The organism is Pseudoalteromonas sp. 0303 (genome assembly GCF_013349995.1).
Classification (GTDB): domain Bacteria; phylum Pseudomonadota; class Gammaproteobacteria; order Enterobacterales; family Alteromonadaceae; genus Pseudoalteromonas.
The window spans coordinates 34237-53084 of record NZ_JABVXF010000009.1; the positions used below are offsets into that span (position 1 = coordinate 34237).

Consider the following 18848-nt stretch of genomic DNA (forward strand, 5'->3'; position numbering starts at 1 on the left):
AGATGATTATATAAAAGTGATATTAAACATTTATAACACTATCGCAACAAAAATGACAGCGCTGACATATTTCTTTTAAGTGGTTTCTAGGAGCCGTCAGCTTTCAGCCGTCAGTTTTGAGCCGAAAGGTGTTGAATGTAAAACGCGCCAAGCAAGCGTGACGCCTACGAGGTGCGGGGTATTGTAGGCGTGAAGTTTATTTAGCGCGAAAGTAATTGCACAAAGAGGAGTAAATGAGAAAAGAATGAGGAAACCAAAGGAATATTTATCTCTTAAGCGAAGCGCCTCTTAGCCTCTTTGTGCGATTAGTTATCTTTAATGTAGGCGTGAAATTTATTTCGCGCGAAAGTAATTGCACAAAGAGAAGTGAATGAGAAAAGAGTGAGGAAACCAAAAGAATATTTTTTACATCCTCTAAAGCGCAGCGTCTCTTGGCCTCTTTGTGCGATTAGTTATCTTTAATGAAGGCGTGAAATTTATTTCGCGCGAAAATATATTCACAAAGAGAAGTGAATGAGAAGAAAATGAGGAAGTAATAATAGTGCTCTTTTTCTGTAAGCGTAGCGCTCTCTTATCCTCTTTGTGAATATAAGTGGCTTAAAACAAAATATGACGCCTACACTTTGCTGTAGGCGTCACATTTATTCATCGCAAAACATTACTCACCAACAACGGTCACGCGGCTGGTTTGCTGTGCATTTAAACGGGTGCGTAGCGCAACTTTTGCATTGTTATCAACTTTTACAGGCTCGGCATAAGTTTGCCAGCTTTGGCCGTTGTCTAGGCTGTATTCAATGCTCAAATAAGCAAATGCACTGTTGGCAAATAACTTACCATTTTCAATCACACCGCCTGGTACTGGTAAATGCAGATTGATGCCATCTTTGGCTAACTTATCAAGCTCTTTTAAGCCTACAGCACTTGAGAACTCAGCCCAGTCTTTTACTTGTTTTTTACTATCGACGTTTTCGCCTTCCCAATCGGCTTTATGCCATGCGCGCTCTGCAACAGACAAAATACGCGGGAAGATCATTGCTAATACTTGCTCTTCAGTACGGATTGTTTCTGACCATACCTGACCTTGCATGCCCAGAATGTTCTCTGGCTTTTCAAGTTTAGGTAATGGGCGACCCACCAACGCTTCTAAATTAACAATTGGCTCACGAGTGCGGGTGTAATCGGCATTGGCATACACGTCATCAGGCATGTAATTAAAGGCTTTTTTAGTATCTGTGTAACGAGTGGCCCAGTAATAACCACGCTCTTCAGGGCTTGCTTCGTATGGGTGGTCAAAGTACAAATGCGTACCGTGTGATAACACCACTTGATAACCGGCATTTGCTAGGCGGTATGCTCTATCGGCAACACCCCACTCCCAAATGTTATCCCAAGTATTTACGGTAAAGGTTTTGTTAGGGAACTCATCACGTTTAAACGAGTTTTCACGGTCGTACATGATGCCATCTTCCCAAATCCCCGGAGAAATACCGCGTTTTTCAAGTAAGATTGCAACACGTTGTGTGAAATAAGGTTTTAAATCAGCCGGGCCAGCTACACCGTTATTAGGATCAGCAAATAACGCCTGACAGATTGGCGAGCCTATCCACGAACCAGCACCGACTTCATCACCACCAATATGCAGGTTCTTTAACTGCACACCTGCTTCGCGGTACATCTGCTGAAGTTCATAAGTTACTTTATCTAAAAATGCGTAGGTTGAGTCCATACACACATTCATTGAGTTATCTTTGTAGTTTTGTACGGTCATGTACACAGAGGTATCTTTTGGATCAGTAAGCAAATATTGCGTTGCTGGCCCCATATCTATGTGTTGAATTTCTTTGTTTGCCGAGCGCGTTTTAATGTTGTTTTTAGCGGCTTTCTCAGCTTCTTCTAACATGTTGTGATAACGCGCTTCCATCGCTTTGATTGAGGCACGCGCATGGCCTGGCCCTTCAACTTCTGGGATGATTTGAATGTGGCGGTCTTTCGCAAACTTTAATAGCTCAACAAACTCATCACGTTTCAGATAACCATTACCTGAGCCTGATTTAAACGGTCCAGTGCCAAGCTGAGTTAATAAGCACTCGCGCTCTTCTAAATCAAAGCAGCGATAGCCACCAACGTCGGTAAGCTCTGGTAGGCCTGGGATCTCAAGTCGCCAGCCTTCATCTTCTGAAAAGTGCCAGTGTAGCTTATTCATTTTATAGCGAGCCATTTGCTCAACCAGCTTGAACATTGCCTCTTTGCCATGATAGTTACGACCATTATCGTAATGCATACCACGCCAACCATAACGCGGTGAGTCTTCAAGTTCTAACTGCGGTAAGCTGGCACTGCCTTGGCTATTTGCAGGAATGAGGTTCAATAAGCTTTGCATCGCATAAAACACACCTGCGTTATCGCTACCTACGATATTGATCACTTCATCATCAATCTCTAGGGTGTAGCTTTCTGCTTTTGCATTATTGAGTTTAGGGTCAACTTTTAAGCGAATTACTTTGTCTTTGCCAACATTGATATGATCAGGCTGTGCTTTAAGGCTAATGCCATAGTCATCTTGCAAGTCTTGCATAAACACCATAACTTCGTGCTTAAGCTGACCTTGATAACTGATTTGCCAATTATTGTTTAACGTTGCGCTGCCACGGTTAAAATCAACTTTACGAGGCTTCGGAATAATACGCTTTAAAGCATCGTCTTTACTGATCGACACCTTATCTGTGCTATTACGCTCGAAACGTACTTTTGCCGTTGCTAAAACCGATAAATCTTTTGGCTCATTGTAACGGCGTAACTGATTTTCACGGGTAAATGGCGTCACAAACTGTTTAAAGTCTTCAGTGTCGGTGTTGGCAAATACGGCTGGTTTATTCTTATCTGAAACAAAAAATGCCCGTGGCATAAAGTCACTGTAAGCTACAATCCATACTTGCGCATCAAACGGCAACGCTAAACTTTCACCTGCACCTAAACCTTTAAACGAGCTCGTTGGTACGATGCGATGAAGGTCACCATTAACGTGTTCAATGTTTAGGCCCGCAACATGCTCGGTTGAGATTTTACGAACTGAGTGAATATAAAGCTGCCAGTCGCTCTCGCCTGCAGGTAACGCCACATCAGAGCCATTGTTGAGGGTAATTTTTCCTAAAAAGCCCGCATCTTTATTACGAAAGTTATCTTCTACCGAAAACAGCAGTTCGGTACCTTTCGCAAACTGATCAACTTGCGATTGAGTTAATGCTGCACTAGCCATTAAAGGCGCAGTCGCTAGCATTACCGCGAATAGTGACTTCTTAAAATCCATTACTTTCTCCTCGTTTAAGCCCTGAGTGTACGGTATTTCTGCGTACTATTTTTCATTTTTGTTAATAATTCGTTCCTATCATATAAAAACTAAAATGACAGCGCTATCATTTTATGAAAAATAAAGATGAGGAGTTAGCTATCAGCTATCAGCTATCAGCTATCAGCTATCAGCTATCAGCTATCAGCTATCAGCTATCAGCTATCAGCTATCAGGCTGACGGCTGACGGCTGACGGCTGACGGCTGACGGCTGACGGCTGACGGCTGACGGCTCAAACCTTAACACAAAGATACTTCTCTTCTAAATACTCATCTAACCCTTGGTGACCGCCTTCTCGGCCTAAGCCAGACTGTTTAACGCCGCCAAATGGCGCTACTGGGTTTGAGATAAGGCCTTCGTTAATACCTATCATGCCGTATTCGAGTGCTTCGCTTACGCGATAAACTTGCTTGATGTTTTCACTATAAAAATATGCAGCTAAACCATAAGGTACGTCGTTCGCAAGTTGAAGTACTTCTTCTTCATCATCAAAAGCGATTATGCTGACTACAGGGCCAAACACTTCATCATGATAGATATCCATCTCTGGGGTCACATCGGTTAAAATTAATGGCGCTTGAAAGCTACCTTCAAGCTCGCTGTTGTCACCGATTAACGACGCCCCTTTATCAACCGCATCTTGCACAAGCGTTTGAACTTTCTCTTTTGCTTTAGGGTAAATTAATGGGCCGATATCTACCCCGTCATCTAGACCATTACCTACCTTTAACTCAGCTACTTTGTCTGTGAGTTTCTCAAGCACAGTTTCAAGCACTGAGCGCTGAACAAAAATTCGGTTAGCGGCAACACAGGTTTGTCCTGCGTTTCTAAATTTAGCCCCCATAAGGCCAGCAACAGCCTCATCTAAATCGGCATTATCAAAGATAATGAACGGGGCATTGCCGCCGAGCTCCATTGACGTTTGTTTAATTGTTGAGGCACACTGCGATAGTAACTGCTTACCTACACCGGTTGAGCCAGTGAATGTGAACTTACGAACACGCTCCGACTCGGTCATGATCTCACCCACCATTTTTGCGTTTTCAGAGACCACCACGTTCAGCGCACCTTTTACAAATCCGGCTTTATCAGCAAGATAGGCTAAGGCAATAGCGCACAATGGCGTATGCTCCGAAGGTTTAATCACAAAACTACAACCCGCGGCATAAGCGGGTGCCACTTTACGGGTGATCATGGCAATCGGGAAATTCCAAGGTGTAATACCAGCCACTACACCAATTGGTTGCTTTATCGTTGTTAAACGATGTTTGCTATCGGTAGCAGGAATTGTGTCGCCATAACTACGCTTTGCTTCTTCACTAAACCATTTAATAAAGCCTGCACCGTATTCCACTTCGCCCAAGGCTTCTTTTAAAGGCTTACCCTGCTCTTTAGTCATCAATTCAGCAAGTTGTTGCTTGTGCTCAATAACCAACTCATACCATCGGCGCAGCGTTTCACTACGTTCGGTTGCAGTTGTTTGCTTTAGTTTGCTAAATGCCTCGTCAGCACTTTTTAAAGCCTGCTCAACACCAGCTTCATCAATATCAGAAACCTGAGTAATTACCTCAGCGGTTGCGGGGTTATCTACACTAAAACGCTGGCTCGTAGAATAAAAGTCACCGTCGATAAACGAATCAGAAAAAACCAAATCAGACATAGAACCTCCAAGTAAAAGCTATCAGCTATCAGCTATCAGCTATCAGCTATCAGCTCTAAAAAACAAAAAACCGCTGTAGAGACCAAGCAACTACAGCGGTTTTTACGAAATCAAAGCCGTTAAAAATTAATGCTCTTCATTAACGATATTGAGATTATACTTTGGAATTTCAACCACTAAATCTTCATCTTTGATCACCGCTTGGCAACCAAGGCGTGACTCTGGCTCAAGACCCCATGCTTTATCTAGCATATCGTCTTCAAGCTCATCACTCTCATCTAAAGAGTCGAAGCCTTCACGAATGATTAAGTGGCATGTAGTACACGCACATGATTTTTCACAAGCATGTGGAATGCTAATACCATTTTTTAGTGCAACATCTAATACCGTTTCACCTGTAGGAGCTTCAATAGCAGCGCCTTCTGGGCATAACTCTTCGTGTGGAAGAAAAATAATTTGTGGCATACCTTACCTCGTTAAACTTCGTCTACTGACTGCCCTTGCAGCGCTTTTTTGATTGATGCATCCATTCTGCGAGCAGCAAATTCGCTACTTGCATTGTCTACAGCTTCAATCGCTGCTTTAATTTCTGCAGGTGTTGTTGCACTTTCGCGTACGGCAACAAGTTTAGCAATTTCTGCTTTTAACGCACCTAATTCTTGTTCATCAAGTAATGCACTGTCGGTTGCCAGAGATGCTTCAAGCGCTTCAACAACACGTAACGCTTCAACTTGCTGTTCTTTCAGCATACGCGCTTGCATATCGTCTTTTGCATTAGTCATTGATTCTTTTAGCATGTTTGCAACTTGATCATCCGATAAACCAAATGATGGTTTGACCTGAATTTCAGCTTGCACACCGGTTGATTTTTCCATTGCCGATACACTTAATAGGCCATCAGCATCTACTTTAAAGGTTACGCGAATATGCGCAGCACCAGCAGCCATGGCCGGAATACCTTTTAAGCTGAACTTAGCCAGTGAACGACAATCGTCAACTAACTCACGCTCACCTTGTAATACATGCAGTGACATAGCCGTTTGACCATCTTTGAAAGTAGTAAACTCTTGTGCACGTGCAACAGGGATCGTAGTGTTACGTGGAATGATTTTTTCAACCAAGCCACCCATGGTTTCAAGACCTAGCGACAGTGGTAGTACGTCTAATAGCAACATGTCTGAATCTGGCTTATTGCCAACCAATACATCTGCTTGCAGTGCTGCACCGAGTGCAACTACGCGATCTGGATCGATAGAAGTCAGTGGCTCTTTATCAAAAAATGCAGCAACTTGAGAGCGTACAATTGGCATACGAGTCGAGCCGCCAACCATTACAACTTGTAGTACTTCTTCGTTCTCGATACCGGCATCTTTAACCGCTCGGCGACAAGAGCGTAGTGTTTTCTTAACCAGGCTAAGAGCAAGCTCATCAAACGTTTCGCGGGTTACTTCAACTTTGTGGCTTTGACCATCAAACTCTAAACCTACATTCACAGTTTGGTATTGGCTTAGCGCTTCTTTACACGCTTTTGCTTTATTGATGAATAAACGCAATACCGATGCAGAAAGCTCGCTCACACCCGTTTGCGTTTTGAAGTAATCAACTAAAAGCGAGTCAAAATCATCACCACCAAGGCTTGAGTCACCGCCAGTCGCAAGCACTTCAAATACACCTTGGTGTAAACGTAAAATAGAAATATCGAAGGTACCGCCACCTAAATCGTATACGGCGATAATACCTTCTTGGCCTGAATCAAGGCCATAAGCAACAGCCGCAGCCGTTGGCTCGTTTAATAAACGTAAAACCTTGATACCAGCAAGCTCTGCGGCATCTTTAGTGCTTTGACGCTGAGCATCATCAAAATAAGCTGGCACAGTAATAACTGCGCCTAAGATGTCTTGGCCTGCAAAGCTGTCTTCTGCACGTAATTTTAATGCTTTTAAAATTTCACTCGATGCAGTAACAGGGCTAATTGCACCCGCAACCGTGCTGATTGCTAATGAGCCATCATGCTCACAAAATTCGTACGGCAGTTGACCATAGCTTTTTTCGATTTCAGCCTGAGTTTTACCTAAAAAACGCTTAACCGAGATTAGTGTGTTTGCAGGGTCTTGAGTTGCAGCTGCAGCCGCTCGTTCACCAACCACAATGCTATCTGCTTGATATTGAACAACCGAAGGTAGCATCGCATTGCCTGCTAAATCAGTCAGTGTACGCGCTTCGCCGCTTTGCACTGTTGCAACTAACGAGTTAGTTGTACCAAGGTCAATACCGACTGCTAATTTGTGCTCATGTGGTGCCGCGCTCTGCCCCGGCTCAGCAATTTGCAATAATGCCATAATGCTCTTTTTAAACTCTTAAATAGCTGTTGTATAACAACTAACGATTAATCATCAAATAAACTGTCTTCAATACGCTCTAGTTCATCGCGTAGCTTATAAACAAACTTCAATTTACGAATATTATCAGCGGCAGCTTGCCATTGTTGCTCATCATTACTTGCCAGCTGAGCGGCTAATTCACTGCTGTATTGTTTATCGAGCTGTTTAATTTGCGCTTCAAACTGGGCAATTGCTGCATCAGGATCTGCGGCATTTTCAAGTTCTTCTAATTCTTCACGCAGCTCCATTTGCTGCATTAAGAATAGCGGGTCTTGTAATGTTTGTTGCTCGGCGCGAATATCAACACCAAGCTCGCTTAGCATGTACTCAGCACGTTTTACCGGGTGTTTTAAGGTTTGTAATGCATCATTGATTTCTGCTGCATTTTGCACAGCAAGTAATTTATCACGGCTGCTAGAGCTTGCGTGGCGATCTGGGTGAACTGCACGTTGCAGCTCAAGGTAGTGTTTATTAATAGTCGCTAAATCAATGTTGTAATCTACTGGAATTGCAAATAACTCAAAGTAACGCATTACATAATCCAACTCGGTAAACAGGAAAGAACAAAGCCCTACATAGGCAGGGCTTCAAGCAAAGAAAGTTTTATAAGCTTAAACGGTGAAGCTTTCGCCGCAACCACACTCATCGGCTTGGTTCGGGTTGTTAAACTTAAACCCTTCGTTCAAACCTTCTTTGGTGTAATCAAGCTCAGTACCATCAATGTAGACTAAGCTTTTAGCATCAACGATTACTTTCACACCACGGCTTTCAAAAATTTCGTCGCCGTCTGCTAACTCATCAACAAATTCAAGAACATAAGCAAGACCTGAACAGCCCGTCGTTTTAATGCCAACGCGTAGGCCAATGCCTTTGCCGCGATTTGCTAAAAATGATTCTACGCGGTTTGCTGCCGCATCTGTCAATGTCACTGCCATGAATTTATCTCTTACTTCGCTTGTTTGCTTTTGTAGTCAGCAATTGCTGCTTGAATCGCGTCTTCTGCTAAAATTGAACAGTGAATTTTCACTGGCGGTAATTCAAGCTCAGCACTGATATCAGTGTTTTTGATTGTTGCAGCTTCATCTAATGTTTTGCCTTTTACCCACTCAGTTACAAGTGAAGAAGAAGCGATTGCGCTACCACAACCATATGTTTTGAATTTTGCATCTTCAATTACACCTTCTGGTGATACTTTGATTTGCAATTTCATTACGTCACCACATGCTGGTGCACCCACCATACCTGTTGCAACTGACGGATCATTTTTGTCTAAAGCACCCACGTTACGTGGATTTTCAACATGATCGATTACTTTATCACTATAAGCCATAATACTATCCTCACTACCTGCTAGCGGCGGCGATCACTGATTAGTGATGCGCCCACTCAACTGAATCTAAATCAATACCTTCTTGATGCATTTCCCATAGAGGAGACATCTCACGTAAACGGCCGATCGAGTTTTTGATTAGTTCAACGGTGTAATCAATCTCTTCTTCAGTCGTAAAGCGGCCAATGCTGAAACGAATTGAGCTGTGTGCCAACTCGTCATTACGGCCTAATGCACGTAGTACATAAGAAGGCTCTAAGCTTGCTGAGGTACAGGCTGAACCTGATGAAACAGCAATGTCTTTAACAGCCATTAATAACGACTCACCTTCAACAAAGTTGAAGCTGATATTTACAATACCTGGAACTGAGTGACTTGGTTCACCATTGAAGTAAACTTCGTCCATATCAGCCATGATGCCATCAATCAGACGCTTACGAAGTGCGCTGATGTGTGCATGGTCTTTTTCGAAATCTTCTTTAGCGATTCTAAATGCCGCACCCATACCAACTAATTGGTGAGTAGCTAGTGTGCCTGAACGCATACCACGCTCATGACCACCACCGTGCATTTGTGCTTCTAAACGTGCACGTGGCTTACGACGAACATAAAGTGCGCCTACACCTTTCGGGCCATATACTTTGTGGCCAGAGAACGACATGAAATCTACTTTTAACTGTTGCACGTCGATAAGTACTTTACCTGCGCTTTGTGCAGCATCTACGTGGAACATAATTTTGCGCTCACGGCACATTTCGCCGATTGTCGCGATATCTTGGATTACACCTAGCTCGTTATTTACGTGCATTACGCTCACAAGTACTGTGTCGTCACGCATTGCAGCTTCAAGCTTTTTAAGGTCAAGTAAACCGTTTTCTTCAACGTCCATATAGGTTACTTCGAAACCTTGACGCTCTAGTTCACGACACGTATCAAGCACTGCTTTGTGCTCCGTTTTAACAGTGATAACGTGCTTGCCTTTCTTCTTATAGAACTGCGCAGCACCTTTAATTGCTAGGTTATTTGATTCTGTAGCACCTGAAGTGAAAACAATTTCACGCGGGTCAGCGTTGATCAGATCTGCAATGTCTGTACGCGCTTGATCAACTGCTTCTTCTGCTTGCCAACCAAAACGATGTGAGCGTGATGCAGGGTTACCAAAATTACCGTCCATAGTCAGGCATTGCATCATTTCTTTTGCCACACGTTCATCAACAGGCGTGGTTGCTGCGTAATCTAAATAAATCGGTAACTTCATTTCTCTCTCCGCTTTCGTCAAGCTACAGTTGACAGCTTACTTGAATGTTTTCCAGTTGCTTAATTGCATTGTTGATGCTGTTATCTTGGCGCGATGCGACTTCTTTCACATCAGACTTTTCCACCAATTCAGCAAGGGTAATACTATTTAAAAACTCTTCGATACGTGCGCTTAAGTCCGACCATAAGGTATGAGTCAAACAACGCATGCCGCTTTGGCAGCCACCCGTTGCATTGTGGCAACGTGTTGCATCAACAGACTCATCAACGGCGTTAATCACATCGCCGACAGAAATTTCGTTCGCTTCTCGACCTAGTAAATATCCGCCACCTGGGCCACGCACAGAGGTCACAAGGCCGTTTTTACGTAAACGGGCGAATAGTTGTTCAAGGTAAGATAACGAAATCTCTTGGCGTTCAGAAATATCGGCAAGAGGCACTGCACCCACATTTGTATGTAGTGCAACATCCAACATGGCGGTTACTGCGTATCTGCCTTTTGATGTTAACTTCATGGAGCCCCCGATGTTACTGCACGCTAAGGTGTGCAAATTTTAATTACCAGACCAAAATAGTCAAGTATTATCACTTGATAAAAATTGATACTTGCCATTGATAAAACCGAATACTTGACAAAAACAGTCAAGTACTGGACACATTGTAATTACCTGAGTAATATAGTCAAGTATTATACTTATAACCTGTGATTATTTAATAGACTTATTAATAGAGGTAAGAATACCGCGTAAAATGTTCATCTCAGCTTCTTCTGGACGTGCGCGGTTAAATAAGCGACGTAGTTTAGTCATCACCATGCCAGGGTGTTGCTTGATGATAAAACCTGTGTCGTTTAGCGTTTGCTCTAAATGCTCATAGAAAAGCTCAGTTTGCTTCGCATTTGGGTAGGTTGCTTCGTCTTCTTCTTGTACTTTTGGCTGTTTATTTAAATATGCCATACGTGTTTCATAACACAGCGTTTGCACGGCCATTGCTAGATTTAGTGAGCTGTATTCAGGGTTTGCAGGAATACATACGTGGTAATTACATTGTTGTAGTTCTTCGTTCGTTAAACCACTATTTTCGCGACCAAACACGAGTGCAACAGGGCCATGTTCAGCCTCAGCTACTAACTTTTCACCACATTCACGCGGCTCAACCATAGGCCAAGATAAAGTACGTGAGCGTGCGCTGGTACCAATTGTTAAGCCACAATCAGCAATCGCATCTGCCAATGTATCAACAACTACTGTTTTACCTAAAACATCAGTTGCACCGGCCGCAAGCGCACTCGCATGACTATCAATTTCACAAGCAGGATCAACAAGATATAAATTTGATAAGCCCATCGTTTTCATAGCACGTGCCGCTGAGCCAATATTACCAGAATGTGATGTGTTAACTAATACGATACGAATATCATCAAGTGTCATTGCGTTGTTACTTACTGAAAGTCAAAAATTGCGGGGATTATAACATAGCTATCAGCTATCAGCTATCAGCTATCAGCTATCAGTCTGACGGCTGACGGCTGACGGCTGACGGCTGACGGCTGACGGCTGACGGCTGACGGCTGACGGCTGACCACTAACCCCTTCTTCTGAAATTAAATCAACAACAAAATCAAAACTGTACAAAAAACAAACTAATTTATTCGAGTTTATTGTTTACTTTACGCTAGAAATCGCTAGAATACGCCGGCTTAAATATATTCGTTCTTTTACAACCCAAAGGTAATGCTATGCATCCAATGTTAAACATTGCGGTTCGCGCTGCGCGTAACGCAGGCAAAATTTTACTTCGCGCAAGTGAAGATTTATCAAAAGTTGATGTACAACAAAAAGGCACTAACGACTTAGTGACTAACATCGACAAAGAAGCTGAAGCCGCAATTCGTGATACCATTTTAAAATCTTACCCTGATCACACTATCGTAGGTGAAGAGCTTGGTGAGCATAAAGGTAAAGATGCAGATTACCAATGGATTGTAGACCCTCTTGATGGCACAACTAACTTCATCAAGGGTATCCCTCATTTCGCAGTATCTATTGCACTTAAAGTTAAAGGTCGTTTAGACCAAGCTGTTATCTATGATCCAATCCGTGGTGAATTATTCACTGCTTCTCGTGGTCAAGGCGCACAGCTTAACAGCAAGCGTTTACGCGTAACTAAAACTAACGAGTTAGCGGGCTCTGTACTTGCAACTGGTTTCCCATTCAAACAAAAGCACCACTTAGACGCATACTCTGAAGCGTTTAAAGCACTTTTCGTGCACACTGCTGATATCCGCCGTGCAGGTTCTGCTGCATTAGATATGGCTTATGTTGCAGCGGGTCGTGTTGATGGTTTCTTTGAAATTGGCCTTAAGCCATGGGACACAGCAGCAGGCGAGCTTTTAGTTAAAGAAGCTGGCGGTATGGTTGTTGATTTCGCAGGTGGTATTAACTACAACCAAAGCGGCAACATCATTTGTGGTGCACCTAAGTTAACTCAAGCAATCATTCGTGAAATTCGCCCAGTGTTAACTGAGTCACTACTTCGCTAATAGCGGGTTGTAATGTAAAAATGCAAAAAAGGAGCTAAGGCTCCTTTTTTTGTGGCTGAAAATAATCGTTGTCGAGTTTTATCTCTATGACTTCACCTTCTTTAAATGGCAACTTAGCCAAGTCTTCAGCAAAGTAACTGGCAAATAACTGTTCAAATTCGCCAGTGCTTTTCATCACCTTGAGTCCTTTTAACAGAGCTTCTGCCAATTCAGGCTTGTGGTTACTGACAAAAAAGTAAAATGCCGTTGGATAGCTAATATAAAGGTCAGGCACTATAGCCAGATCGTCACTTTTGATTTGTTCCATTTCAGAAATGACCTCAATGAACGAACGCGGAAAATAATCAACTCGCCCTCTGATCACTAAGCTAAACATTGCCTGGTAATTTGCCAGCGGTCTGACTGTTAAGCCGTTTTGCGCAAGGATTTTAGTATCGGGCCAATCATGGCCTTGAATGGCACTAAACTGCGCTAAATCTTGTTTCGTTTTTAAATCTTTAAAACGCGGTAAAAACGCTCGCTTAGTTAGTAATGCGCGTTTACCAATGTAGCCTTTAAACAAAGGTACTTTAACTGCTATTGCAAGGTGTTCTCGCTCAGGGCTTGTCATACTCCAAAACACATCGGCTTGCTTTTCATCGAGCATCAGCAAGGTACGTTGTTGATGAGGGTGAACCAGAACTTCGTTAATTTCTGCTTGATAATTACTGGCGCGTAAAGCCGCTGCCAGCAATTCATGAAGATAATAATCGCGTTTATACAGTGGGCGTTGTTCAATCGCTAAATTGACCACATTGTTAGCTTCTGTGGTAAGGCTGTATCCTAGGCTTAGCAATACTAGAATTGCACTACATAGTCGCTTCATTGTTATTTTTGTTTATTGTGTTTTTTTTAAGCTACACCCAGTTAAACAGGGACACAAGTAAAATTAAGCGAACTTAAAATTTCTTCATGAACTAATAGGGAATGCTTCATCTTTTTGGCTGCTTAAACGCACCACTGCGGGGGCTGGTCGGCTACGTTTACATACAAACAAATGACTACTCTGATAACGCTTGGCCTCTTTTTTCGCATCAGTTGCCAGCGCTGCAACTTGGTGGCTGTTAATACATAACTCTAAATCAGGCTTAACTAAACCGATTGATAATGTAAGTAGTGGCACAAACTGCTTTTTACCTTCTCGATTGCTTGCCCAATAACCCCCTTGCTCAATATGTTCTGGGGTGAAAAAGGCGCGAGACTGCAGCTCAAACTTACTAATGATGTCATGGCAAACTTGCTCTGCATCATTTTTATCGAACACCACCATAAAGTCATCACCGCCAATGTGCCCGACAAACCCTTTGCTAGTACTACAGGCCTCTACGATGACTTCTGCAAGTAATTTTATAACGCTGTCACCACTGGCATAACCGTACAGGTCATTGAACTGTTTAAAGTGGTTTAAATCAACGTACGCGAGTGAGAACGGATAATTATTACGAAGCCTCAGCTCAATTGCTTCGTTAATCGCGACATTACCCGGCAGCATAGTCAGTGGATTGGCATGTTGTGCATGGCGGATTTTTTCTTCGGTAATGTGTTTTAATATATTACGCAATGGCGCCAAACCTAAGTATTCACCACTTCGGGTGATAACAATGTGGCGTCGAATATCAAACTCAAACTCAGTAATTTGCTGACTCACCGTATCGAGTAACTCGTTTTCGTCAACGATTAACGGCTGTTTATCCATTAAAGAAGTAACTGGCTGCTTATCATAAAGTGCATGGCCATAGGGAGCGGCAAACACTTCAGTGAGTTGATCTCGGTGTAATAAACCAACAGGAATATTGTGTTCAAGTACTGCCAAGCTCGTTAAGCTTTTATCTTGCTCAAAGATACTGTGAGCGTCTTTACAGCGGGTTGTTGCTTCAATGCTGGCGTGCTCGACTGCCAACCAACCAATCGCCATAGACTGCTCAAATGCATTGCTATTATCTGATGACTCTAAGTGCTTTAAGCAGTGGATATTAATTTCGTAACTTGGCTGTAAACTCGGCCTTTCGAGTAAAAAGCCTTGCGCATGTTGTACGCCTAAACTTTCGAGTAAACGAAGCTCCTCTGCCCGTTCTATGCCCTCTGCGATAACTTGCGTATTAGTGGCTTTTGCAAGCTCAATAATTGACTTTAAAAACTCTTTTTTAACCACACTCTGATCGCAGTGGTCGATAAAGTAGCGGTCTATTTTTACAAACTCAGGGCATAGCTCAGACCACTGCTTTAAGCCCGAATAGCCAGCCCCTAAGTCATCAATGGCAATCGAAAAACCTAACTCACGATAATGAGCAATGGTCTTTAACAATAAAAAGCCATCATCGACTTTTTCTTGTTCTGTAACCTCAATAACTACCCGGTTAGTTGCAAGGCCAAAGTGTTCAACTAGGTGTAATGTTTCACCTTTAGGATGGCAAGGGTCAAGTAAGGTTTTAGGACTTACATTTAAAAATAGCTTGCCTTCTAGATTGAGCTTAACAAAGTTCTCAATTGCTCTACTGCGGCAAAGTAGCTCTAATTCAGAGATCTTATGACAAGCAATAGCTGCACTGAATAATGCACTCGGCATTTCTAACTCAGACCCTTTCGGGCCGCGGCTTAATGCCTCATAACCCAAAATATGTTGATTAGAAATATCAAAGATAGGTTGAAACAAGGTCTCAATTGCACTGTTATCTAAGATCTGCTGTAGTTGTGCGTTCACCTTACACCTAGCGTTAGTAATACAAATTGGTGGGTAAATTATCAACCTTGTATGACAATTTTATGGCAAGGCTATGACGAGTGCAGATTACTCAATAGCGGTGATCAGCTCAAGCTGCTTAATGCGGGCAAAATTATCAGTCATTTTTAATTTAGCCTTTTGGTAATCACTCTGTGCTAAATCAGCTTGTTGCGCAAATTTATAAACTGCGAGCGGATTAAGTAATAACTTTTGTGCGTGATAACAGCTTGGCGCAGCAAACTCAGGTAGTTCAGGCTCTACATTAATTGTTATTACATTCTTCAACGCCTCTGTATCATCACTTTGTTGTTGCTGAAACTCTGTAGCGTCTGCCATCGCTTGCAAGCTTGCCTCACACTCTGGCAGCTGTGCTTTTAGATTCAAAAACAAACCTGTTGATGAAGTAATTAGCTTAAGCGTCAAGTCTTGTAATTGCTGAGCAGTTGATTGGTTTTGTAGTGCTTCTACAACTTGCCAAGCCAACCCTTTATAGCTGTCGAACTGCTGCTTAAGTGTTACCTCAGGTATTTGCTGCACATTAGTCTGTTCTGGCTCAGGCTTATCGTCACAAGCACTAAGCATTAAAAGTACAAACACGCAAAACATCAGGTGTTTCATAATGTCTCCGGGAGTATAGTTAGACTCGTTTTAAGAAATCATTAACCACTGTAAAACTGTCACTTGTTACCAATTTAGTAAGCTTATTCATACCAAAACTTACCTCAGCAACAGTGCCTCTGCCGTTAATTCATTTGTAATGAGACTATTGATCATTCCTGATTCTATCGCTCCAGCAATGGCTGGCACTTTACTGTCACCCGCTGTAATCCCAACTACTCGTTTATCATTAGTTGGAGAAAGTACTGCACTCGTCACGCGATTATTTATTTCTGATTCAACGAGATGACCTTCACTATCGTAAATCCAGCTAATTACTTCACCTGTTGCACCAATAGCGTCAAGCGCAGCTAGTTCATGTCGAGTAACAAAGCCGTCTAAATGAAGGGGAGAATTTATTCCTAAATCACCAACGCCCACAAATGCAACATCAGCTTGTGATGCCAGTTGATGTACATTTTTAACATGCGTTAATTGCTGCCAGCCTGCTTTATCAGCTTCAGATCCTGCAATAACAGGAACTGGCATAGGGAAATGTTGCGCACCAACCCTTTCTGCAACATGAATTGCAACTTCATAGCGACTTGCTGAGCCATCCTGAGCAATATTTCCAACTAAAGATACAATACGATGGTGTGGGCATTGCATCGTAGGGAGCTCCTCTGCGCATGCACGCAACACTCTTCCAGTACCAAACGCAATGATTTTTGCATGGCGCTGCTTTAGCTGCCTTTCAATTTCTGCGGCACCCGCTTGAGCCAAGCCAATGGTAGAATTAATATCGTTACTCTCGCTAGGCACCACTTCACAACTAAGCAAACCGTATCGATTTTGTAGTGCATCAGCAAGCTCCATGCAACGTCGAATTGGATGCTCTAATCGTACTTTTATTAACCCCTGCGATACTGCCAAAGCCACAAGCCTTTGCGCAGATTGGCGAGACGTATTAAGTTGCTTGGCTATCTCATCTTGTGTTTTACCAGCAACATAGTAGAGCCAGCCTGCCCTCGCTGCTTCCTCTAATTTTTGATTATCATTGCTAGGAATTGAAGCCATTTTATACGCCTGTTTGAACAATAAATGAGGTAAATGATTAGCAAAATCAGCTATTCAGCGGCTATTCTATACATAATCTGTCATGAATAACAATTTTAGGGTTCACACTCTCAACTAAAAAAGCACCTAACTAGATTTGTTTCAAAATTAGTGAGGTGCCTATGTATTTCATAAAGTGTTAATAACCGCAAGCCATTCGCAACTGCATGAAAAAGTCGAGCACTTGCTGACAAATAACGTCAATTTAAAAGCTTTAGCTAAAAATTTAAACTCAGCTGCAAACCCGCAATCATTGCATTCTCAGCATCATTATCACCATTAGGGTCGATGATATACTGAATATTAGGCATTAACTGTATTGCTGGGGTAACAACATAATTATAATTTAACTCAATCGGGTACTCATGCTCCCTTACGAGTATTTCATCATCTGAAAAATTCGCATTATTGACTAATTTAGTTTTATCTAAACTACTGCGGACAACGCCAAACCGATAATCTCCATCTAAACCATTCTTGTATTGGCGTTTATATTCCAGCTCACCGACCAAGGTCGTTCCGTTAACATCACCTGATGTTATTAATTTTAACCCTTGATTTAATGACATAGCTGCAGGGTTTGCATCATAACTGCCTAGTTTAAATAGCAAATTATCAGTGACTTTGTATGTTAGTTGCCCCCCTAGTGCACTGAGAGGGTCACCATACCAACTACTACTCAAATAATTGGATGAGCCGCCACTGCAAAATGTCAGGTGCTGAAAAGCACAACTCATGGCAAAAAAATCAGCACCTGGGTAAATTCGACCCACTTTAATACTCAGTTGATCTTCAAATAAATGTTGAGTTAGAGAGAGCTGAGTTAAACGCGTGACATTGCCTCGTCCATAAATTTGTTGCGATTGCAGCAAAACTGGCAGATTTGCTTTTTCATTAATAAGTTCGCCATTACGATTGGTAAGCTCAACCTTAAATTCAGCACCCGACCAATTAAGCAATTTTTCTAAATCAAAGTAGCCACCGACAAAAAACTGATCAGCATAGGCTGTTTCTGTGCTTTCTCCTCCTTTTAAGTTATGCGCCGTTTGGCTGAAGTAGCTTAAGCGAATATCCACACCTTGCTCTGCTAGATTATCTCTTGCCCCTAGCCAATCGCCACTTAGGTGGCTGTGAACATCAAAAATATCATCTGCATAACCTGACTGAGAATACAGCAACATAATGGCTGCAATAGATTTACGCCAATCTACGTTTAAATAGCGTTCACTGCTCCATTTCCATATACGGCAAAACTTAGGTTGTAGATTTATTTTCATATGCGTGTTCTCCATTTTAATTTGTCCTAGCTTGATCAACATCTAGTATTCAACGCCCAGAAAAGGGCAAATGACAACTGCATGAGCATATTCCTAATGCAAACACATTTGTCAACATCAAAAAATAGAGCTCGAATTCTAATGAAATGGAATTAGAATTGGTAAAAGAGAAATTAAAATGGATAAAACTAATCCTCTTTTATGTGAACGGCTCTTTGAGACAAAACAAACATAAAATAAGACATTGATGGAATTAATTAAAAGATAACAACCTTACCAAGCTTAATTTAATGAGGTTTAAATTTGCTAAACTAGTGCAATCACTTCGACTTATTAATGACAACCCGCCGATTAAATAGACTGATTCATCAACATTGACAAACAATAAACAGAATAGGATTATGCCCACTAAGCATAAATTTGCTCAAAATAAGCATTTACTTTTATGTAAATGATAAATGACAACAATCATGGGCGTGTTGAATTTTGAAATTTTCTATTTATTTAATAAAAAGTTTTAAGTGTTAAACAATGAACACATAAATAAAGATGCAGTTAAGCTATTTGCTTACAAATCAG

The 18848-nt window shown here is 42.1% G+C and carries 16 protein-coding genes; 1 reads left to right on the top strand and 15 read right to left on the bottom strand.

Annotated elements, in window-relative coordinates; genetic code table 11:
* Positions 1–658 precede the first annotated feature (658 nt).
* The 10 genes from HUS62_RS08120 to trmJ form a co-directional block, all read right to left on the bottom strand.
* Entirely contained in the window at positions 659–3307 is a 2649-nt protein-coding gene (locus HUS62_RS08120; RefSeq protein ID WP_175079128.1) for a family 20 glycosylhydrolase, read from the bottom strand.
* Positions 3308–3580: 273 nt separating this feature from the next.
* Positions 3581–5008 (bottom strand): NAD-dependent succinate-semialdehyde dehydrogenase, encoded by a 1428-nt coding sequence (locus HUS62_RS08125; RefSeq protein ID WP_175079129.1) that lies wholly within the window; start codon positions 5006–5008, stop codon positions 3581–3583.
* A gap of 126 nt (positions 5009–5134) precedes the next feature.
* On the bottom strand, positions 5135–5473 hold the full coding sequence (fdx, locus tag HUS62_RS08130; RefSeq protein ID WP_054552505.1) for an ISC system 2Fe-2S type ferredoxin: 339 nt from the start codon (positions 5471–5473) through the stop codon (positions 5135–5137).
* 11 nt (positions 5474–5484) lie between these two features.
* Positions 5485–7347 (bottom strand): Fe-S protein assembly chaperone HscA, encoded by a 1863-nt coding sequence (gene hscA / locus HUS62_RS08135; RefSeq protein ID WP_175079130.1) that lies wholly within the window; start codon positions 7345–7347, stop codon positions 5485–5487.
* Between the two features lie 47 nt (positions 7348–7394).
* Positions 7395–7922: a co-chaperone HscB gene (hscB, locus tag HUS62_RS08140; RefSeq protein ID WP_054552503.1), complete on the bottom strand. Its 528-nt coding sequence runs from the start codon at positions 7920–7922 to the stop codon at positions 7395–7397.
* A gap of 78 nt (positions 7923–8000) precedes the next feature.
* On the bottom strand, positions 8001–8324 hold the full coding sequence (gene iscA, locus HUS62_RS08145; protein ID WP_054552502.1) for an iron-sulfur cluster assembly protein IscA: 324 nt from the start codon (positions 8322–8324) through the stop codon (positions 8001–8003).
* A gap of 11 nt (positions 8325–8335) precedes the next feature.
* Entirely contained in the window at positions 8336–8719 is a 384-nt protein-coding gene (gene iscU / locus HUS62_RS08150) for a Fe-S cluster assembly scaffold IscU (RefSeq protein WP_054552501.1), read from the bottom strand.
* A gap of 40 nt (positions 8720–8759) precedes the next feature.
* Entirely contained in the window at positions 8760–9977 is a 1218-nt protein-coding gene (locus HUS62_RS08155; protein WP_054552500.1) for an IscS subfamily cysteine desulfurase, read from the bottom strand.
* A gap of 22 nt (positions 9978–9999) precedes the next feature.
* Positions 10000–10491, bottom strand: coding sequence for a Fe-S cluster assembly transcriptional regulator IscR (gene iscR / locus HUS62_RS08160; protein WP_054552499.1), 492 nt, complete (start codon positions 10489–10491; stop codon positions 10000–10002).
* Between the two features lie 192 nt (positions 10492–10683).
* Positions 10684–11406: a tRNA (cytosine(32)/uridine(32)-2'-O)-methyltransferase TrmJ gene (gene trmJ / locus HUS62_RS08165; RefSeq protein WP_054563546.1), complete on the bottom strand. Its 723-nt coding sequence runs from the start codon at positions 11404–11406 to the stop codon at positions 10684–10686.
* 308 nt (positions 11407–11714) lie between these two features.
* On the opposite strand from trmJ, the gene suhB reads away from it, so the two are divergent.
* Complete coding sequence (gene suhB / locus HUS62_RS08170; RefSeq protein ID WP_054552496.1) at positions 11715–12518, top strand: inositol-1-monophosphatase; 804 nt, start codon at positions 11715–11717, stop codon at positions 12516–12518.
* Between the two features lie 34 nt (positions 12519–12552).
* Here the strand turns inward: suhB and HUS62_RS08175 are convergent, their stop codons facing one another.
* The 5 genes from HUS62_RS08175 to HUS62_RS08195 form a co-directional block, all read right to left on the bottom strand.
* Positions 12553–13383 carry an ABC transporter substrate-binding protein gene (locus HUS62_RS08175; RefSeq protein ID WP_055198973.1) on the bottom strand — a complete coding sequence of 277 codons (831 nt, stop codon included), beginning with the start codon at positions 13381–13383 and terminating at the stop codon, positions 12553–12555.
* Positions 13384–13467: 84 nt separating this feature from the next.
* Complete coding sequence (locus HUS62_RS08180; RefSeq protein WP_175079131.1) at positions 13468–15258, bottom strand: GGDEF domain-containing protein; 1791 nt, start codon at positions 15256–15258, stop codon at positions 13468–13470.
* 87 nt (positions 15259–15345) lie between these two features.
* Positions 15346–15897, bottom strand: coding sequence for a hypothetical protein (locus tag HUS62_RS08185; protein ID WP_175079132.1), 552 nt, complete (start codon positions 15895–15897; stop codon positions 15346–15348).
* Between the two features lie 99 nt (positions 15898–15996).
* Positions 15997–16953, bottom strand: coding sequence for a sugar-binding transcriptional regulator (locus HUS62_RS08190; protein WP_175079133.1), 957 nt, complete (start codon positions 16951–16953; stop codon positions 15997–15999).
* 257 nt (positions 16954–17210) lie between these two features.
* Positions 17211–18269, bottom strand: a complete 1059-nt coding sequence (locus HUS62_RS08195; protein WP_220094994.1) for a carbohydrate porin — start codon at positions 18267–18269, stop codon at positions 17211–17213.
* Positions 18270–18848: the final 579 nt, after the last annotated feature.

Excerpts from the sequence above, each read along its gene's own strand:
- HUS62_RS08120 (WP_175079128.1), bottom strand. The coding sequence starts at position 3,307 with ATGGATTTTAAGAAGTCACTATTCGCGGTAATGCTAGCGACTGCGCCT.
- HUS62_RS08125 (WP_175079129.1), bottom strand. The coding sequence starts at position 5,008 with ATGTCTGATTTGGTTTTTTCTGATTCGTTTATCGACGGTGACTTTTAT.
- fdx (WP_054552505.1), bottom strand. The coding sequence starts at position 5,473 with ATGCCACAAATTATTTTTCTTCCACACGAAGAGTTATGCCCAGAAGGC.
- hscA (WP_175079130.1), bottom strand. The coding sequence starts at position 7,347 with ATGGCATTATTGCAAATTGCTGAGCCGGGGCAGAGCGCGGCACCACAT.
- hscB (WP_054552503.1), bottom strand. The coding sequence starts at position 7,922 with ATGCGTTACTTTGAGTTATTTGCAATTCCAGTAGATTACAACATTGAT.
- iscA (WP_054552502.1), bottom strand. The coding sequence starts at position 8,324 with ATGGCAGTGACATTGACAGATGCGGCAGCAAACCGCGTAGAATCATTT.
- iscU (WP_054552501.1), bottom strand. The coding sequence starts at position 8,719 with ATGGCTTATAGTGATAAAGTAATCGATCATGTTGAAAATCCACGTAAC.
- HUS62_RS08155 (WP_054552500.1), bottom strand. The coding sequence starts at position 9,977 with ATGAAGTTACCGATTTATTTAGATTACGCAGCAACCACGCCTGTTGAT.
- iscR (WP_054552499.1), bottom strand. The coding sequence starts at position 10,491 with ATGAAGTTAACATCAAAAGGCAGATACGCAGTAACCGCCATGTTGGAT.
- trmJ (WP_054563546.1), bottom strand. The coding sequence starts at position 11,406 with ATGACACTTGATGATATTCGTATCGTATTAGTTAACACATCACATTCT.
- suhB (WP_054552496.1), top strand. The coding sequence starts at position 11,715 with ATGCATCCAATGTTAAACATTGCGGTTCGCGCTGCGCGTAACGCAGGC.
- HUS62_RS08175 (WP_055198973.1), bottom strand. The coding sequence starts at position 13,383 with ATGAAGCGACTATGTAGTGCAATTCTAGTATTGCTAAGCCTAGGATAC.
- HUS62_RS08185 (WP_175079132.1), bottom strand. The coding sequence starts at position 15,897 with ATGAAACACCTGATGTTTTGCGTGTTTGTACTTTTAATGCTTAGTGCT.
- HUS62_RS08190 (WP_175079133.1), bottom strand. The coding sequence starts at position 16,953 with ATGGCTTCAATTCCTAGCAATGATAATCAAAAATTAGAGGAAGCAGCG.
- HUS62_RS08195 (WP_220094994.1), bottom strand. The coding sequence starts at position 18,269 with ATGAAAATAAATCTACAACCTAAGTTTTGCCGTATATGGAAATGGAGC.